The sequence below is a fragment of the Deltaproteobacteria bacterium genome (genome assembly GCA_019912665.1).
Lineage (GTDB): Bacteria > Desulfobacterota > GWC2-55-46 > GWC2-55-46 > GWC2-55-46 > UBA5799.
The window spans coordinates 297,799-313,402 of record JAIOIE010000021.1 but is presented as its reverse complement, the minus strand read 5'-3'; the positions used below and the strand labels follow the sequence as shown (position 1 = coordinate 313,402).

Annotated in this window: 16 protein-coding genes, 1 tRNA gene and 1 riboswitch; of the genes, 8 read left to right on the top strand and 9 right to left on the bottom strand. The window is 57.5% G+C overall.

The genetic code is table 11. From position 1 onward, the window contains the following. Positions 1-3 precede the first annotated feature (3 nt). Positions 4-107: riboswitch (TPP riboswitch) on the bottom strand. A gap of 144 nt (positions 108-251) precedes the next feature. The 5 genes from K8I01_10875 to K8I01_10855 all read right to left on the bottom strand — a co-directional run bounded on the left by K8I01_10875 (position 252) and on the right by K8I01_10855 (position 4,076). After that, positions 252-827 carry a response regulator gene (locus K8I01_10875; GenBank protein ID MBZ0220919.1) on the bottom strand — a complete coding sequence of 192 codons (576 nt, stop codon included), beginning with the start codon at positions 825-827 and terminating at the stop codon, positions 252-254. A 109-nt stretch (positions 828-936) separates the two neighbouring features. Further along, positions 937-2,352: a hypothetical protein gene (locus K8I01_10870; GenBank protein MBZ0220918.1), complete on the bottom strand. Its 1,416-nt coding sequence runs from the start codon at positions 2,350-2,352 to the stop codon at positions 937-939. Next, positions 2,345-2,737 carry a DUF2304 domain-containing protein gene (locus tag K8I01_10865; GenBank protein ID MBZ0220917.1) on the bottom strand — a complete coding sequence of 131 codons (393 nt, stop codon included), beginning with the start codon at positions 2,735-2,737 and terminating at the stop codon, positions 2,345-2,347. The genes K8I01_10870 and K8I01_10865 overlap by 8 nt, the downstream gene beginning before the upstream one ends. An 18-nt stretch (positions 2,738-2,755) precedes the next feature. Further along, complete coding sequence (locus K8I01_10860) at positions 2,756-3,460, bottom strand: glycosyltransferase family 2 protein (GenBank protein ID MBZ0220916.1); 705 nt, start codon at positions 3,458-3,460, stop codon at positions 2,756-2,758. A gap of 529 nt (positions 3,461-3,989) precedes the next feature. Beyond that, a tRNA-Leu gene (locus tag K8I01_10855) sits at positions 3,990-4,076 on the bottom strand. A gap of 156 nt (positions 4,077-4,232) precedes the next feature. On the opposite strand from K8I01_10855, the gene fsa reads away from it, so the two are divergent. The 8 genes from fsa to K8I01_10815 all read left to right on the top strand — a co-directional run bounded on the left by fsa (position 4,233) and on the right by K8I01_10815 (position 12,156). After that, positions 4,233-4,877: a fructose-6-phosphate aldolase gene (gene fsa, locus K8I01_10850; protein ID MBZ0220915.1), complete on the top strand. Its 645-nt coding sequence runs from the start codon at positions 4,233-4,235 to the stop codon at positions 4,875-4,877. Positions 4,878-5,117: 240 nt separating this feature from the next. Next, on the top strand, positions 5,118-5,405 hold the full coding sequence (locus K8I01_10845; GenBank protein MBZ0220914.1) for a Dabb family protein: 288 nt from the start codon (positions 5,118-5,120) through the stop codon (positions 5,403-5,405). Continuing rightward, positions 5,395-7,554, top strand: a complete 2,160-nt coding sequence (gene rnr, locus K8I01_10840) for a ribonuclease R (protein MBZ0220913.1) — start codon at positions 5,395-5,397, stop codon at positions 7,552-7,554. Before K8I01_10845 ends, rnr begins: the two co-directional genes overlap by 11 nt. Next, complete coding sequence (locus K8I01_10835; GenBank protein MBZ0220912.1) at positions 7,551-9,227, top strand: AarF/ABC1/UbiB kinase family protein; 1,677 nt, start codon at positions 7,551-7,553, stop codon at positions 9,225-9,227. The genes rnr and K8I01_10835 overlap by 4 nt, the downstream gene beginning before the upstream one ends. Before the next feature lie 156 nt (positions 9,228-9,383). Beyond that, entirely contained in the window at positions 9,384-10,307 is a 924-nt protein-coding gene (locus tag K8I01_10830; protein ID MBZ0220911.1) for a bifunctional riboflavin kinase/FAD synthetase, read from the top strand. A gap of 4 nt (positions 10,308-10,311) precedes the next feature. Further along, on the top strand, positions 10,312-11,184 hold the full coding sequence (locus K8I01_10825; GenBank protein MBZ0220910.1) for a shikimate dehydrogenase: 873 nt from the start codon (positions 10,312-10,314) through the stop codon (positions 11,182-11,184). Next, on the top strand, positions 11,181-11,903 hold the full coding sequence (locus tag K8I01_10820) for a UDP-2,3-diacylglucosamine diphosphatase (protein ID MBZ0220909.1): 723 nt from the start codon (positions 11,181-11,183) through the stop codon (positions 11,901-11,903). The genes K8I01_10825 and K8I01_10820 overlap by 4 nt, the downstream gene beginning before the upstream one ends. 25 nt (positions 11,904-11,928) lie before the next feature. Beyond that, positions 11,929-12,156, top strand: coding sequence for a YheU family protein (locus K8I01_10815; protein MBZ0220908.1), 228 nt, complete (start codon positions 11,929-11,931; stop codon positions 12,154-12,156). 484 nt (positions 12,157-12,640) lie between these two features. Here the strand turns inward: K8I01_10815 and K8I01_10810 are convergent, their stop codons facing one another. The 4 genes from K8I01_10810 to ahbD form a co-directional block, all read right to left on the bottom strand. Then, a complete protein-coding gene (locus tag K8I01_10810; protein MBZ0220907.1) occupies positions 12,641-13,105 on the bottom strand; it encodes an RDD family protein in 465 nt (154 codons plus the stop codon). Further along, a complete protein-coding gene (locus K8I01_10805) occupies positions 13,098-13,304 on the bottom strand; it encodes a DUF4177 domain-containing protein (GenBank protein ID MBZ0220906.1) in 207 nt (68 codons plus the stop codon). Before K8I01_10805 ends, K8I01_10810 begins: the two co-directional genes overlap by 8 nt. Positions 13,305-13,493: 189 nt before the next feature. Beyond that, positions 13,494-14,216, bottom strand: a complete 723-nt coding sequence (locus K8I01_10800) for a chlorite dismutase family protein (GenBank protein MBZ0220905.1) — start codon at positions 14,214-14,216, stop codon at positions 13,494-13,496. A 182-nt stretch (positions 14,217-14,398) separates the two neighbouring features. After that, positions 14,399-15,589, bottom strand: coding sequence for a heme b synthase (ahbD, locus tag K8I01_10795; protein ID MBZ0220904.1), 1,191 nt, complete (start codon positions 15,587-15,589; stop codon positions 14,399-14,401). Positions 15,590-15,604 lie beyond the last annotated feature (15 nt).

Sequence of the window (15,604 nt, the reverse complement as noted above, 5' to 3'; positions counted from 1 at the left end):
TATGGAATATATCAGCCGCTTCCCTACGCTGGCATTAACCAGATCAGGTCGTTAGGGTCTTCCCTTCCGGGAACTCTCAGCCCTTACGGACTCCCCTAGCGTGATTTTTCCCCTCGGAAGGGGTTTGAATAAGGATAGCAGTCCCGGACTTTCAAGTCAAATCGAAAAAGGCGGGGACGGGCCGTACTGTTTTAATTGTACTGAAAGGTGATTCGGTCGGGAGGGATTCGGTTCCGGCCCCGTAGGGGCATTTACATGAGCTTACTTACGGAGATGATGCCCTCGGCTATCTCGCGCATTTTCTTGTTCTCTTTCTGGGAGTGGGACTGGAGGAGCTTGAAGGCCTCTTCCTCGGAGATATTGCACCTCTTCATGAGGATGCCCTTGGCGCGCTCTACGAGTTTCCTGGTCTCGATCGCGTCCTTCAGGTCGTCTACCTCAACCTTGAGGCTCTTGAATTCCCTGTACCTTGCCATCGCGAGCTTAATGGCCGGCTCGAGCTGCTTCTTAGTGACGGGCTTTACGAGGTAAGCGAAAACGCCGGACTCTATGGCCTTTGTGGCCATCTCGTCCGAGGAAAGGCCTGTTATGAGGATTATGGGTACGGGCCCTTTGGAGGTTATTGCCTTTGCAGCGTCTATGCCGTCCATCTGCGGCATCTTGACGTCGAGGATTATGAGGATCGGGTCCAGCTCGACGGCCATCTCCACGGCTGCCTGGCCGTTTGAGACCGCCTCTACCTGGTAGCCGAGGAGCTCAAGCTGGTTCTTTAGAAAAAGCCTGGTTTTTGGGTTGTCCTCAGCTATGAGGACCTTTTTTTCCTGCACCACTGCCGTAGCCTTCATGACCGTTATAGCCCTCGCGACTATTTGCGTTACAATAACCTATAACACTGCTTTCAGTCAATATTTTTTTGGGTTCCAATGGTTTATGCCGCTAACCGCCGCGCTGCCCCGGCCTGAAAAGGCGTGCATTCACTATACCTGAAATGAGGCGGAGTGCAACCCAATCCAAGGCCAGCACGGATGTTACGAAAAAGCCGAGCGAGGGGAGATAGAGCCTGTGCTCGACCAGCGAGTCTCTGATGGGCACGAAGCTCGATGTCGGCGAGAGTATGATGAAAAACCAGAAGATGGAAAAACCCGCCACCCTTGCCCTGGAGTCCGGGCCTTTCTGCCTCCGGAAAAGGAGAAATAGGCCGGCCCCGGCTATGGCCAGCAATATAATAAGTGATGCAGCCGGCGGAAGGACGGGTATGTTGAGGATTGTTCCGGGCGGAACTGACGGTGCCTTAAGTAACTCACTGGCCCAAGGGAAATCGTAGTCGATATTCTGGTTCACGGGCACCGTAAGGAGGGCGATATAGTATACGATGGCATTGAACTGCGTATAGAGGTATTCTTTCGGGCTCACCCCGGAGAGCCCGAACCCGGCTGAATCGCCGTATTTGCTCTTTTCCCCCGCATCCTGCGCCCTGTCTTGCGACAAGGGCGCGCCTGCCTCTTCCGCGTTCGCCTCCGGTGCCGTAAGGAACGACGGGGCGCTTACGATTTTGAGGACACGCAGGGGCAGTGCGGCGGCATGCCTTTCCGAGGCCTCGATCGCGCTTACCTTCTTCGGACGGCTTAATCCGCCGAGCGGCGCTACGGTCGTCACCGTGAAATAGGCGAAGAGGGCGGCAAGGAGGCAGTATACCGGCCACCTCGACAGCATCTCACGGCACCTCCCCTTCGCTATAAAGCAGATGTCATAAAGAAGGATGATGGCAGGCAGGGTATAGGCGACCTCCTTGGAGACGAAGGCAAGGAAATAGGAGGCAGCAACACCCGCGTACATAAACGCCTTTCTCACAGGGGCGGAAGAGGAGGCGGCCCGGGCGAATAGCAGGACTGAAAGTAGATAGAAGCCTGCAGAGAGGGACTCCATCCGCTGCACTATATATGTGACCGCCTGGGTCTGTACCGGGTGCACGGCGAATAAAAGGGCCGAGAACGCGGCGAGCCTCCTGGAGTCCGGCACGTCCACATTGGCCAGCCTGAACGTGGCAAGGAGGAGGAAGTAGGCCAGAAACGAGTTAAGGACGTGAACTGCCAGGTTCACCGCGTGATAGCCCCAGACCTCAAACCCGCCCACCGCGTAGTTGAGCGCAAAAGTGAACTGGGTAAGCCCCCTTGTATTCTCGACTATGAGCCAGAAATTGCCGAGGTCCCGGAGCAGCAGGTTGTCAAGCGTCTGGGAGTCGTCGAACAGAAGCGGCGCGCGGAACGAGTTGGAATACGCGGCAAGAGTGAGGAGGGCCATGAAGATAATGAAGGCCGGGCTGAACCAGCGGTGCGAAAAGAGCCTAATCATCCGGGAGCCCCGGTCCCTTGGCCTTCCCCTTGCCGGAAAGGTCTATGCCGGATTCCTTGAGCGCGTTCTTTATGAGAGTAAGCTCCTGGCTCAAGACCTTGTTCTTTTCATGAAAGATAGAGATTACGACCGAGAAGTGGAGGTTTATGAGGAGCACGAATAGAAAGGCCACAAGGAAAAGAAGCGACGGGGGATAGGCGACCCCGATTTTTTCAGCGAAGGTGTCAAGGAGCTCTTTTTTAAGGGAGAGGGCCAGGATTATTATGGCTGCCGCCAGCCAGAGCACGGAGTATTTCTCTTTGAGAAGCCCCCGCCTGATGAAATCTATGACTATGCCGAAGAGCAGCACCGACCCGAGTATCGCGACTATCTGGACAAGGTACATGAAGCCTCTCCTTCGGGCCTAAGTCCTCTTCATGAGGTCCACCAGGATGGCCAGAAGGACCTTGGCCATGTAATAGACGGACTTCATTGGGGTTATCGAGGAGCGACCGCCGGCCCTCTTGGTCATTTCAACCGGGACCTCCATTATCCGGAAGCCTTTTTTATGGAGGAGCACCAGCGCCTCCACTTCCGGGTAATCGTCAGGATACCGGGAGCTGAAGAACTCGATACAGCTCCTGCCGGCCGCCCTGAACCCGGAAGTGGTATCGGTCATGCGCTCCCTGATTATGGCCGAAACGAGCCTGGAGAAAAAGACCATACCGGCGCTTCTGGCAATCGACGGCCTGTATTCGCCCATGCCCAGGAATCTCGAGCCAACGACCATGTCCGCCCTTCCCTCGGCCACCGGCCTGACCAGGTCGATTATCTGGTCGGCCGGGTGCTGGCCGTCGCCATCAACCTGCACCGCGATATCGTACCCGCGCCGGAGGGCATACTTGTACCCGGTCTGCATGGTGGCGCCGATGCCCAGGTTGTATATGTGATTTAGGACAGTCACGCCTAGCCCTTCCGCGATCGCGCCCGTGCGGTCAGTAGAGCCGTCGTTCACGACTACTATGTCGGCCCCGGGCGCGTGCTTCCGGATGAGGGCGATTACGCCTCCAATGGAAGCCTCCTCGTTAAAGGCCGGGATTATTATAAGTATTTTCTTATTAGGCACCATTGGCGCGGGCAGGGTCCCGTTGGCGGAGGCGTTCTGTCATGACGGGGTGCAGATTCCTCGCAGTGGTTCTTTTAGCAGGCTGCCGAAAAAGTCCATCTGCTTCGTTGTCTGCGTCGCTCTAACTCCGGCGCATACAAAAATACGCCTCATTCCTCGCTCCACTGTTCCTAATGGGGCTTCGCATCTGGAGCTTTTTGAACAGCCTGAGCAATTTCGTGTTTTTCCGCCTGTTAGAAAGAAGGGGGATAGGGCCTGTCTCCAGTTTCTAACTACTTTTCAGCTAAATCGTTTTTTTTAATCGGCGCTCGGAAACTGTTCTCGTCCCGCCTTTATTAAATCAACTGGTGCCGAAGGGGGGACTCGAAGGTCGCCGCTCGATGCTCCCGCATCTCGCTCTGACCCGCGCGTCCGAGCTTCCGGCGTTCCTCCCGGAACGCCTCATCCTCCCTCCGGTCGGCGCTCGGACGCTGTTCGAGTCGGGCGAATCCAATCCGAGGGGGAGCTTCCCCCGCATCGTTTCTTTAATTTTTGGTGCCGAAGGGGGGACTCGAACCCCCACAGGCTTTCACCCACAAGAACCTGAATCTTGCGCGTCTGCCAATTCCGCCACTTCGGCATGTTAAGACGCTCCCGGTTGTCGCCAATTAAGCCTTGAAATGAAGCCCTGTTTCGGGCTATCATTCGGCTTTAAAAACCGGGCAATGCCTAAACATAGTCTCTCGACAATTCGAAATCTTCGCACAGCGGAAAACTTTAGTCAAGGGAGTTTTTGATGAAGTTCTTTATAGATACGGCCAATTTGGAGGAAATACGGACGGCGGACGAGTGGGGCCTCATAGACGGGGTGACGACCAACCCATCGCTTGTCGCAAAGGAGAAATGCGACTTCAGGGAGCGGATACGGGAGATTTGCTCCATAATCGACGGCCCTGTAAGCGCCGAGGCCGTATCCCTTGACGCCTCCGGGATGATATCCGAGGCCAGAGAGCTTTCAAAGATACACAAAAACGTGGTCGTCAAGGTGCCCATGACCCTCGAAGGGCTTAAGGCAGTAAAGGCCGTAAGCAAGGATGGCATCAAGACAAACGTGACCCTCGTCTTCTCGCCGGTCCAGGCCCTGATGGCCGCCAAGGCGGGCGCCACATACGTGAGCCCCTTCATAGGAAGGCTCGACGACATCTCGCATGTGGGCATGGACCTCATCGCCCAGATACTCGAAATATACTCGAACTACGGGTTCACCACAGAGGTGATAGCCGCGAGCATCAGGCACCCGGTGCATGTCCTCGAGAGCGCGGTCATGGGCGCCCATGTGGCTACCATACCGTTCAAGGTGCTTGAGCAGCTCTCAAAGCACCCGCTCACCGACTCAGGGATAGAGAGGTTCCTGAAGGACTGGGAGAAGGTCCCGAAGTAGGCCTGACCGATTCCATACAGCACTGTGGGTGACGGCAATCCGTAATCGACAAGACCAGCCGAAGAGTGTTCCTCCAGACCGCCCGGCATCGGGCAGTCCAATTCCTTTTACATTCCATGGATTCGCCCGCAAGGCGAGTAGCGGATATAATCTAATATCGGGGACCGCCCGCAATGCCTGCGCATTCTTTGCGCTACTCTGCAAAGGCATTTGGGCCGGTCCCGTATTGAGAGGTGAAAAGTGGTCGTCCATGTAGTGCTCTTCAAGCTCAAGGACAGGTCGCCAGGCTCCATAGAACGGGCGGCTGAAATCCTGAGGGGGCTCGAAGGCAAGGTGCCGGTCGTAAGGAAAATAGAAGTAGGGGTGGACGTATTGAGGTCCGGCCGCTCCTACGACATAGCCTTGACCGTGCGGCTCGATAGCCTCCAGGACCTCGAAGCCTACCAGGCGCACCCCGAGCACGTAAAAGTGGCGGAGTACATCGCGTCTGTAAGGGAATCGGTCGCGGTAGTCGACTATGAAGAATAACAAGAGGGAAGACCCGCGTAATATCGTGCTCCGGTTCATGGAGGAGGCCTCTCCCGGCCCCCTGACCCTGAGAGAGCTTATCCATGCCTTCGGGGTCCCGAGGGCCGAGAGGGACAGGTTTAAGCGCGTTGTAAAGGCGCTCGTCTCCGAAGGGCTCCTCGTAAAGACCAGGGGCGGAAGGTTCGGCCTGCCCTCTAAGATGAACCTCGTAACCGGCGAGCTTACATGTCATCCGGACGGTTACGGGTTCGTGGTCCCGGAGGAAGGGCGCGAAGAGGGGGATGTCTTTATCAGCAGCCGTAAGCTCTCAGGCGCCATGCACGGCGACACCGTCGTCGCGAGGGTGGAAGGGACCAAGCGCGGCGGAAAGCGCGAAGGCTCGATAATACGGATAACCTCGAGGGCGCATAAGACCATAGTCGGGAGATTCGAGCTCGCGAGGGGCTTCGGCGTGGTAATCCCGTCGGATGAGCGGATAACCAACCAGATAATAGTGCCTCTCAAGGAGGCCGCGGACGCGCCCCACGGAAGGATTGTCTCAGCCGAGATAACCCGCTGGCCCGCGAGGGAGATGGCCGCAACGGCAAAAATCATCGAGGTGCTCGGCGACCCTGACGACCCGGACGTGGAAGCGGACGTGATACTCCGTAAATACGGGCTCTCGAACAGGTTCCCGGCTGTGGTCATGCACGAGGTCAAGTCCGTCCCAAAAGACGTCTTAGCGAGGGAGATACGGGGCAGGACGGACCTTCGCGAACGGAGCGTCTTTACGATCGACGGCGAGACGGCCAGGGACTTTGACGATGCGGTCTCTATAGAGAAGACCCCCCGCGGCTACAGGCTCTGGGTCTCCATAGCGGACGTGAGCCATTACGTAGCGGAGGGGACCGAGATAGACAAAGAGGGATACGCAAGGAGCACGAGCGTATACTTCCCTGACAGGGCCATCCCCATGCTCCCCGAGGCCCTCTCGAACGGCATATGCAGCCTCAACCCGCGGGTCGACCGGCTGACCATGACGGCGGAGCTCGAGTTCGACGAAACTGGCGTGCCGGTCGGGAAGAAGTTCTACGAGAGCGTAATCCGGAGCGTCGAGCGGATGACCTACACGGACGTGAAGAAGCTCATACTGGACGAGGACCCGGCGCTCTCAACGCGATACGCGCATATAGTCCCGGACCTTAAGCTCATGGCCGTGCTCGCGGAAAAGTTGAGGGAGAGGCGGGCCGAGAAGGGCTCGATAGACTTCGACCTCCCGGAGCCGCAGATAATTATAGATATCGAGGGCAGGGTCGAGGACATAGTCAAATCCGAGAGGAACATCGCGCACAGGCTAATAGAAGAGTTCATGCTCGCCGCCAACAGGGCGGTTGCCGAGGAGTTCTCCCGCCGGGCCCTTCCGTTCCTCTATAGAATTCATGAGGAGCCGAGCGAGGATTCTATCGCGGACTTCAAGGAGTTCCTTTCGGCCTTCGGCATACGCTTCAGCCCCGAGGGTCCGAAGTCTTTCCAGGCCGTGCTTGAGAGGGTCGAGGGGAGGCCCGAGGAAAAATTAGTGAATCATGTGCTTCTGCGTTCGATGAAGCAGGCGGTCTATTCCGAGGAGAACGCGGGCCACTTCGGGCTCGCCTTCGACGATTATACGCACTTCACCTCGCCCATAAGGAGGTACCCGGACCTCATCGTCCACAGGCTCCTCAAACTTCTCCTTAAGAAGAAATACGGGGCAGAGACAAGGGAGCGGATGGAGGCGTACCTCCCGGCAGCGGCCGGGCACACCTCGGCAAGGGAGAGGAAGGCCATGGAGGCCGAGAGGGAGATAGCGGACTTGAAGAAGTGCCAGTTCATGAAGGACAAGGTCGGAGAGGTCTATGAAGGGCTGATCTCCGGAGTTACGAGCTTCGGTTTTTTCGTGGAGCTGAAGGACTGGTTCGTAGAGGGTCTCGTGCACGTCTCCATGCTCACGGACGACTACTATATACATGACGAGAAGCGGCACGCCCTCGTGGGCGAGAGGACGAAGAGGGCGTTCAGGCTTGCCGACGAGGTCACGGTCAAGGTCGCTGCAGTCGACCTTGAAAGGCGGAGGATAGAGCTCGTCCTTAACGAGGAGCGGCCCGCAAGGCCCGGAAGAAAGGGGCGGAAATGACTCCTTTGAGGGTCCATGTCGCCTACAAGAGCGCGCGGAGGCTCCGCGAGATCGCGAGCGTGCTCGTGCGCCACGGCTTCTATCCACTTATGGAAAGGCTCCGCCTTGCAAGGCTCGTATCCATACCCCTCAGGTTCGCCGGTAAAAGGAGGAAGGACCGGCTTACCGAGCCCGTGAGGGCGCGCCTCGCGATGGAAGAGCTCGGCCCCACCTTCATAAAGTTCGGCCAGATACTCTCTACGAGGCCCGACGTCGTCCCGCACGAATACATAATCGAGTTCCTGAAGCTCCAGGACTCGGTAAGCCCGCTCCCTTTCAGCGAAATACGGAAGGTCATCGAGGCAGAGTTCGGCCGCCAGGTTACCGAGGTCTTCTCCTCGATTGACGAGGCCCCGGTCGCCGCCGCCTCCATAGCCCAGGTCCACAGGGCAATCACCCGGGACGGCGACGAGGTGGTCGTAAAGGTTAAGAGGCCCGGCATCGAGGAGGTCATAAACACCGACATAGCCATACTCAAGTACATGGCGCGACTGGCTTTGAAGTACATCCCGGAGAGCAGGCTTTACGACCCGGTAGGGATGGTCGAGGAGTTCTCGAGGGTCATAAGGAGGGAGATGGACTTCAGCCTCGAGGCCAGTTACATGGAGAGGTTCAGGGAGAACTTCTCCGGCGACCCGAGGGTCAAGGTGCCGAAGGTCTACTGGGAGCTCACCGGCAGGGGCGTTCTCACTATGGAGCGCGTCAGGGGCATAAAGGTCGACCAGGTAAAGAGGCTCAAGGATGAGGGCATAGACACGGAAGCCGTAGCCCACCTCATAGCGGACATATTCTTCAAGCAGGTCTTCGAGTTCGGCCTCTTCCACGGCGACCTGCATTCCGGGAACATATTCGTCCTCTCGAAGGACAGCATTGCGCTCGTGGACTTCGGCATAGTCGGCAGGATCGGGCCGGAGATGAAGCAGAACCTGGCGGACATCCTCATCGGCATTGCGACCCAGGACATCGAGTCCACAGTGAAGGTATACCAGAGGATGGGAATACTGCCAGAGGCAATCGACAAGACCGCATTCGAGATGGAATATCATGATATAATCCTCCAGTATTTCGGGAGGCCGCTCAAATATGTAAAGATAGGGGAGCTCCTCCTCGACTACATAAGGCTGGCTGCGCGCCACGAGATAAGGCTCCCGAGGGAGCTCCTGCTTTTCGATAAGTGTATAATAGAGCTCGAAGGGCTCGCGCGCGTCCTTTACCCGGACGTGAACATCCTTGACGAGAGCGAGCCGTACGCCAGGAGACTTTTTATAGAAAGGATGAGCCCGAAGTCGATTGCGGAATCCGCGCTCTCGACCGCGTCGGACTACAAGGACCTCGCGGCCGAATTCCCCTCTCAGGCAGGCAGGCTTATGAAAAAGGTGCTGGACGATAGATTGAGGATAGAGTTCCTCCACAAGGGCCTCGAGGACTTCATGGGCGAGGTGGACAGGTCCTCGAACCGGCTCACCTTTGCGGTCATCATCGCCGCCCTCATCATAGGCTCCTCGCTCGTGATCGCGGCCGAAGCGGCGCCCAAGTTCCTGGGGCTCCCGGCCCTGGGCATACTCGGGTTCGTCATCGCCTCGGTCCTCGGCTTCTGGCTGGCCGTCCAGATATTGAGGTCAGGGAAGTTCTGAACTGTCAGGCAAGCTCTAAAAATTGATCTTTTCCCCGGACTCTGCGTCAGGGCGTTAATAAAAATGCTCACATATTGTCATATATGCTCCGCTTTTTATTCCCGCCCTTCCTTGATTGCGGGAAAAATCTCAAATTTTTAGAGCTTGCCCAATCCTATGCAGATATTCCGCAATTCGAGAAGACTGAAAAAAAAGGACGGCAACCCGGTCCTTACGCTCGGCAATTTCGACGGCCTCCACCTGGGGCACCAGCAGATACTTAAGAAGGTAAGGGAAAGGGCCAGGAAGCTCGGCTGCCCTTCGGTCGTCTATACCTTCGAACCGCACCCGCTTAAAGTGATTGCCCCTGAGAAGAGCCCTCCCCTCATTCTGAACCCGGCAAAAAAGGCCGAGCTCGTCGAGTCTTTCGGAATCGACTACATGATTATCGCGAGGTTCACCAAGGAGTTCGCCGCAAAGCACCCGGTGGAGTTCGTCATGGAGGAGCTTATCCCGCTCGGAGTGAAAGAGGTCTGGGTGGGACACGACTTCTCCTTCGGGAAAGGGAAGGCGGGGACGGTCGCGTACCTTGAGGAGCTGGGCCGCGAGCTCGGCTTCAGCGTCCGTGCCATACCGGCATACCGGAAGGGCGGGGAAGTGGTCAGCAGCTCCCGCATAAGAAGGCTTGTTGGCGAGGGCAGGGTGGGCGAGGCAGGAAGGCTGCTCGGCCGGCCCTTCTCCGTAAGGGGCAGGGTTGTGCGGGGCATGGACCGGGGCAAGGAGATAGGCTTCCCCACTGCCAATCTGGAAGCCAAAAGCGAGCTTCTTCCCGCTGACGGGGTATACGCTGCCTACGCCGTCGTCGAGGGAAAGAGGCGGATGGCCGTGGTCAACGTAGGGACTGCCCCGACATTCGGCGGGAAAAAGCGATGCATCGAGGCCCATATACTTGGATTCCGGGACGACATCTATGGTAAAGATATCGAGGTGGAGTTCGTAAGAAGGCTCAGGGGCGAGAAGGCGTTCGCGTCAAGCGAGGCCCTTGCGCGCCGGATAAGGATGGATGCGGAAAGGGCGGAAAGGATACTAAGCTCAAGGTGAAGGGATGAAGATAAACGGCAATACGAAAATAGCGGGGATCTTCGGCGACCCCATAGGCCACACCCTCTCCCCGACCATGCACAATGCCGCTTTCAACGCGCTCGGGCTTAACGCGCTCTATGTGCCGTTCCATGTGAGGTCCGCTCCTTCTGGCGAGCTAAGGGCCGCTGTCGAGTCGATAAGGGCCCTCGGACTTTTGGGCGTGAACGTCACCATCCCCCACAAGGAGAAGGTGCTTAAGTACCTCGACGAAATCGAGCCGCACGCCATGGACCTGGGCGCTGTGAATACAATCGTCAATAAGGGCGGGAAGCTCATAGGCTACAATACCGACGGAGCGGGCTATCTCTTGAGCCTCAGAGACGAGACAGGCTTCAGGGCGGCGCGGAAAAGGGCCGTCATCATAGGAGCAGGCGGCGCGGCGAGAAGCATACTTTATTCGATACTCGCAGCCAAGCCCGTTTCAGTCGTTATAGCCAACAGGACGCTTAAGAGGGCGGAGGTGCTTGCCAGGAGCTTCGCCCGGAAGTTCGACTCGACCGACATAATGGCAGTCCCGCTTGATAAGGACTCCCTTTTCGAGCACTTCCTGAAGGCCGACCTCGTTGTAAACACCACATCGACCGGCATGATGGGGAAGGGCGAGCTCGACCTTCCCATTGGAGCCCTCCCGGCCAGGGCAGTCGTCTCGGATATCGTATACAGGCCGTTAAGGACCGGACTCATAAAAGGGGCTGAGAAACGAGGCCTTAAGACGCACACAGGACTCGGGATGCTGGTCCGCCAGGGCGCGATAGGCTTCGAGCTCTGGACCGGCAAAAAGGCCCCTGTAAAAGTAATGGAAGCGGCCGCTATTAAGGCGCTCAGGATAAGATGAAGACGGTCTTTGTGGCCGACGCCCATCTGAAGGGCGAAGGCGACCCGCACCAGGCAAGCCTCGTAAGGTTTCTGGATTCCGTCGAAGCGGAAAGGCTCGCGGTCCTCGGCGACCTCTTCGATTTCTGGACCGGCTCGAACAGAGTGGCCGAGAGGGTCTATAAGCCGGTCCTCGAAGCCCTGCTCCGTCTCCGGGAGCGCGGGGTCGGCATCATATACTTCGAAGGCAACCACGACTTCTCCATGGGCCCTTTCTTTACGAATGAACTCGGGGCAAAGGTCTATCCCGGCATGGAAGAGATGGCAATGGACGGGAAAAGGTTCCTCGTAGGCCACGGGGACACGGTCTCCATGACTGCGGGATACAGGCTCTGGAGGGCTTACCTCCGAAGCCCTCTTTTCAGGGCCACCGCGATTGCGGCGACACCCCGTGGCGTATGGGCCATAGCAGGGATGCTCTCAAGAAAGAGCAGGGGGAACGCCCTCCGGTACGGCTCATCAGAAAACATAACCGAGGCGAGACTCAAAAGATTCGCAATTGAGGAGATTGCGGGCGGGTTTGACGCCGTGGTCCTCGGCCATTCCCACGAGCCCGGCGTGCATACAATCGAATCCGGCGGGAGAAAGGGCGTCTACGCGAACCCAGGGAGCTGGGCCTTCAGGGGCACCTACCTCGTCTACGAAAAAGGCGAGTTCAGCCTGAAGAGCTGGAAGAGTTAAGCTGAATCAAATCGGAAGGAAAGGGATGGAGATACCATATCATCTCCTTACGGACGACGCGCTTACCGGGCTTATAGAGGAGTTCGTGACAAGGGAAGGCACCGACTACGGTCCGGGCTCCTATACGCTCGAAGAGAAGACCATTCAGGTGAGGCGGCAGCTCGAAAAGGGGCTCGCAGTCATTGTATATAACGAAAAAGACGGGAGCTGCAGCATTGTGGCGGTTGATCGGTATGCAAAGGCTAACGGATAATTATCACGGAAACACTTCGAACAAAAAGCCATTTACGAGCTGCCGCGCTTTTCGGCATAAGGCTCCGCTCTCGTTCCGCCACCATCCTCCGGGCTAGGCCCTTATGTCGCTCGGCCCGCTACGGGGCCTCGCTCCTGCAGCCCCGCCTCGCCCGCCCTTCCCCCATCCCTATGTTCGCTCCGCCTTATGCCCGGGATTGTTCTGAAAAACAAAACAAAACAAAACAAAACCGTGTAGGGTGAGCTATGCGCACCAATCATTCTTAGGGAGCGCCAGAGGCCGACAATTTTGCAGGGCAGAAATTGAATGCCTCGCCCCTTAAGGGCGAGGCATTCCGAAATGTCGAGCCAGGAGGGGCGAGATAGGAATCTTTTTATCCTTCGCTTCGCTCAGGATGACAATTTTCATGGCGCGCACAGCGCGCCCTACATGGCTTAATCTCGCCGGGTTGTTCAATCGATAAGAGAGGGATTTGACGCAGGCCCTATTTTTTCGAGGCGGTCACCACCGTCCCAGCCACCCTGTCACCGAACCTCGCCCCACGTTCGTCGGTATATACTAGGACCAGCTCGAATGCGCCGACGACGAGCGCGGCCGCAAGGAATAGAAGTTTTCCGAGATAGGGTATCCAGCCGACCAGGAACCAGAAGACAATGAGGAGCGCGAAAGGCGAGTTCCGGATGATCGACCTTTTGAAGTCGCACGGCTCGCCTGTCTCCGCCGCGACGGCCCGGAGCCCGATTACGCGTTTACCGAGGCTCCGCCCGCCTCTGATTCCATCAGAGATTAGAATGTATGTCAGGGCCGCGAGCGGCCCGACAAACGTAGGGAAGGCGAAGAACGCGCCGGCTATGAGGAGGTCTATTAACTTCGCAAGGAACCGCTCAAGCGCCTCGGCCTTCTGGAAGGGCACTGTTTCGGTTTCCATGCAGACATATCCCTCAGTCACTGTTGCCTCCTTCGGCGGCTCCCTTTTCCGGCTCCTCGCGCGTAAAGAGGAGAAAAGCCATGGACGGCCTCTTCGAGGAATCCCTCATGGCGAAATGGAGGCTCTCGAGCCGGAAGCCTTCGGGAGTAAGCGAATTGAGCGCCTCTTCGATAGTCTCGTCGGTCACTGTTGAGAGTTCCACGACCTTGTACCTGAGCATGGTGCGAACGTCCTGCCTCTAAAAATTGATCTTTTCCCCGGGTTCTGGGTAGTTACGGGAATAAAAATGCTCACATATTATAATATATGCTGGCTTTTTGTTCCCGGCCTTCCTTGATTACGGGAAAAAAATCTAATTTTTAGAGATTGCCTTTATTGGTCTAATGCCCTGCGGCTTGCGCTGGGTAATTCATTCCGCCTTCATCGGGCTCTGGTATGCGGCCCTCCCCACGAAAAAGGGCCCCATCTCCTGAATATATGTAGAGGTCTGTCTGGTCCCCCTCATCGTCTGCACGAGAGCGGAGAGGGGATGGAGCTCGCTTCCGATGAGCCCGATGACGAAGTCGTTGTCGTTCTGGTCGAGCCCGTTGGAGACGAGCCTGACGTCATGGCCCAGGTCGGCCTTGCCGAATGCCCTGCCGATTACGCCGTGCTCCATGAGCATGGCCGCCTGCTCCTCCTTCGGGAGCCGGACGAATTCACCGGTCCTCCGGAGCGGATACCAGACCGCCCAAGGCCAGTTTCTATTGAGGACCACCCGCCTGGTCCTTTTAAGGAGCCAGTCTTCGAGATCTTCTTCGTGCCCGAGCCCGTAGGTGCGCCCGAGCATCGAATATTCTCGCCTTAGCTCGAGATCTCCGAAACCGGGGCCGCTCAGGAGATTCCTCAACCCGGTCACGAAGAATAGCGGGTCCGGGCTCATGGTGACGAGGCCCACGCCCTGCGGGTCGTGGATGTCCAGGTAAAGCGCCGCCTCGATACCGGCCATCTCAATAGATTTTATCAGAGGTTTTACGTCCTTGCAGCGGGTGAAGACATTGAGCTGTACGAAAAGGCGCCTGTTAAGGCGCTGGCGCACCCCGTCCTTCAGGCCCCCTTTTTCGCTTACATCCACGAGGGCTTCAAGGTCCATGCCTTCGATCGCGGGCGGCTTGCCGCCCGGTGCGCCTCCGTGGTGCCTTCCCGGGTGGCCGGGCCTCTCTTTTTCCGTCATGCGCGCCTCCAGCATTAAAGAGAAGAAAGATAGTATCCGTAACTGTATGAAAAAAGGCCGGCTGGCAATAAATGCTTGCCGCCGGCCCGCTGGATTCCCGGTCAGACCTTTTCGCCGTGGCGCGCCGCGTGGGCGCTCTTGGCCGCGTCCGAGGGCTGGTAGGTGCAGAACGGCTCTTCGTCCATGTAGTCCCCGGTGAATGCGAAGGCCCTGGCCCTGCACCCGCCGCAGACCTTCCTGAACTCGCAGTAGCCGCACCTGCCGTTGTAGTCGTCCCAGGCCCTCATCTCCTGGAAGACCTTGGAGGTGTCCCAAACAACATGGAAGGGCTCCTTCCTTATGTCCCCGCACTCGACGTCGAGGAAGCCGCATATCTGGACCTTGCCGGTGTTGGATACAAAGGCGAAGGACTGCCCGCCCATGCACCCCTTGCTCATGGCGTCGAGGCCGTGGGTCTCGGGAGTTACGGTTATGCCCTTTTCGCGCTCCTTCTGCCTGAATATCCTGTAGTAGTGGGGGGCGCAGGTGGGCTTGAACTGGAGCGGCACCTTATCCCTCATCTCGTAGAACCATGAAAGGGATTTCTCGTACTCCTCAGGGGATATCTCCTGGTCTTTTAGTTCCGCGCCCCTGCCAGTGGGCACCAGGAGGAACGGATGGTGAGCGACCGCACCGAGCGATATGACGAGCTCGAGTATTTTCGGGAGCTCCGCGAGATTGTGTTTGGTTATGGTCGTATTGACCTGGAACGGGAGCCCGACCTTTTTGACACTTTCTATGGCGGTCATGACGCTCGCGAAAGCTCCGGGCACGCGCCTGAAATTATCGTGACTCTCGGCCGTAGCGCCGTCTATCGAGAAGCTAACGCGCTGTATGCCGGACTCTATCATTTTCCTCGCGGTCTCCTCGGTCACGAGGAAGCCGCAGGGCGCCATGACCATCCTTAGGCCGAGCTTGGTGCCGTATTTGGCTATGTCCCAGATGTCGTCCCGGAGCATGGGCTCGCCGCCGGTCATTATCATTATGGGATTCGAGAACGAGGCGACGTCGTCGAGGAATTTGAAACACTCCTCGGTAGTGAGCTCGTTGGGGTAGGGGCCGAACCTGGCCGCCGCCCTGCAATGTATGCAGTCGAGGTTGCAGGATCTCGTAAGCTCCCATGCGATGAGCTTGGGTAGCCATTTCCTTCCGCCGCTTTTATCTGGACCCCCGCCGTGGCCGCCCGGATGTCCTCCAGGATGGCCGTGCCCTCCTTTCATACCGGGCACCTCGTGGGGATGGCCTTTTGGCATGCTGCCGTGCATATG

Coding starts and splice junctions, on each gene's coding strand:
- K8I01_10870 (MBZ0220918.1), bottom strand. CDS start 2,352: ATGATTAGGCTCTTTTCGCACCGCTGGTTCAGCCCGGCCTTCATTATC.
- K8I01_10865 (MBZ0220917.1), bottom strand. CDS start 2,737: ATGTACCTTGTCCAGATAGTCGCGATACTCGGGTCGGTGCTGCTCTTC.
- K8I01_10860 (MBZ0220916.1), bottom strand. CDS start 3,460: ATGGTGCCTAATAAGAAAATACTTATAATAATCCCGGCCTTTAACGAG.
- fsa (MBZ0220915.1), top strand. CDS start 4,233: ATGAAGTTCTTTATAGATACGGCCAATTTGGAGGAAATACGGACGGCG.
- rnr (MBZ0220913.1), top strand. CDS start 5,395: ATGAAGAATAACAAGAGGGAAGACCCGCGTAATATCGTGCTCCGGTTC.
- K8I01_10835 (MBZ0220912.1), top strand. CDS start 7,551: ATGACTCCTTTGAGGGTCCATGTCGCCTACAAGAGCGCGCGGAGGCTC.
- K8I01_10830 (MBZ0220911.1), top strand. CDS start 9,384: ATGCAGATATTCCGCAATTCGAGAAGACTGAAAAAAAAGGACGGCAAC.
- K8I01_10825 (MBZ0220910.1), top strand. CDS start 10,312: ATGAAGATAAACGGCAATACGAAAATAGCGGGGATCTTCGGCGACCCC.
- K8I01_10820 (MBZ0220909.1), top strand. CDS start 11,181: ATGAAGACGGTCTTTGTGGCCGACGCCCATCTGAAGGGCGAAGGCGAC.
- K8I01_10815 (MBZ0220908.1), top strand. CDS start 11,929: ATGGAGATACCATATCATCTCCTTACGGACGACGCGCTTACCGGGCTT.
- K8I01_10805 (MBZ0220906.1), bottom strand. CDS start 13,304: ATGCTCAGGTACAAGGTCGTGGAACTCTCAACAGTGACCGACGAGACT.
- K8I01_10800 (MBZ0220905.1), bottom strand. CDS start 14,216: ATGGACCTTGAAGCCCTCGTGGATGTAAGCGAAAAAGGGGGCCTGAAG.
- ahbD (MBZ0220904.1), bottom strand. CDS start 15,589: ATGCCAAAAGGCCATCCCCACGAGGTGCCCGGTATGAAAGGAGGGCAC.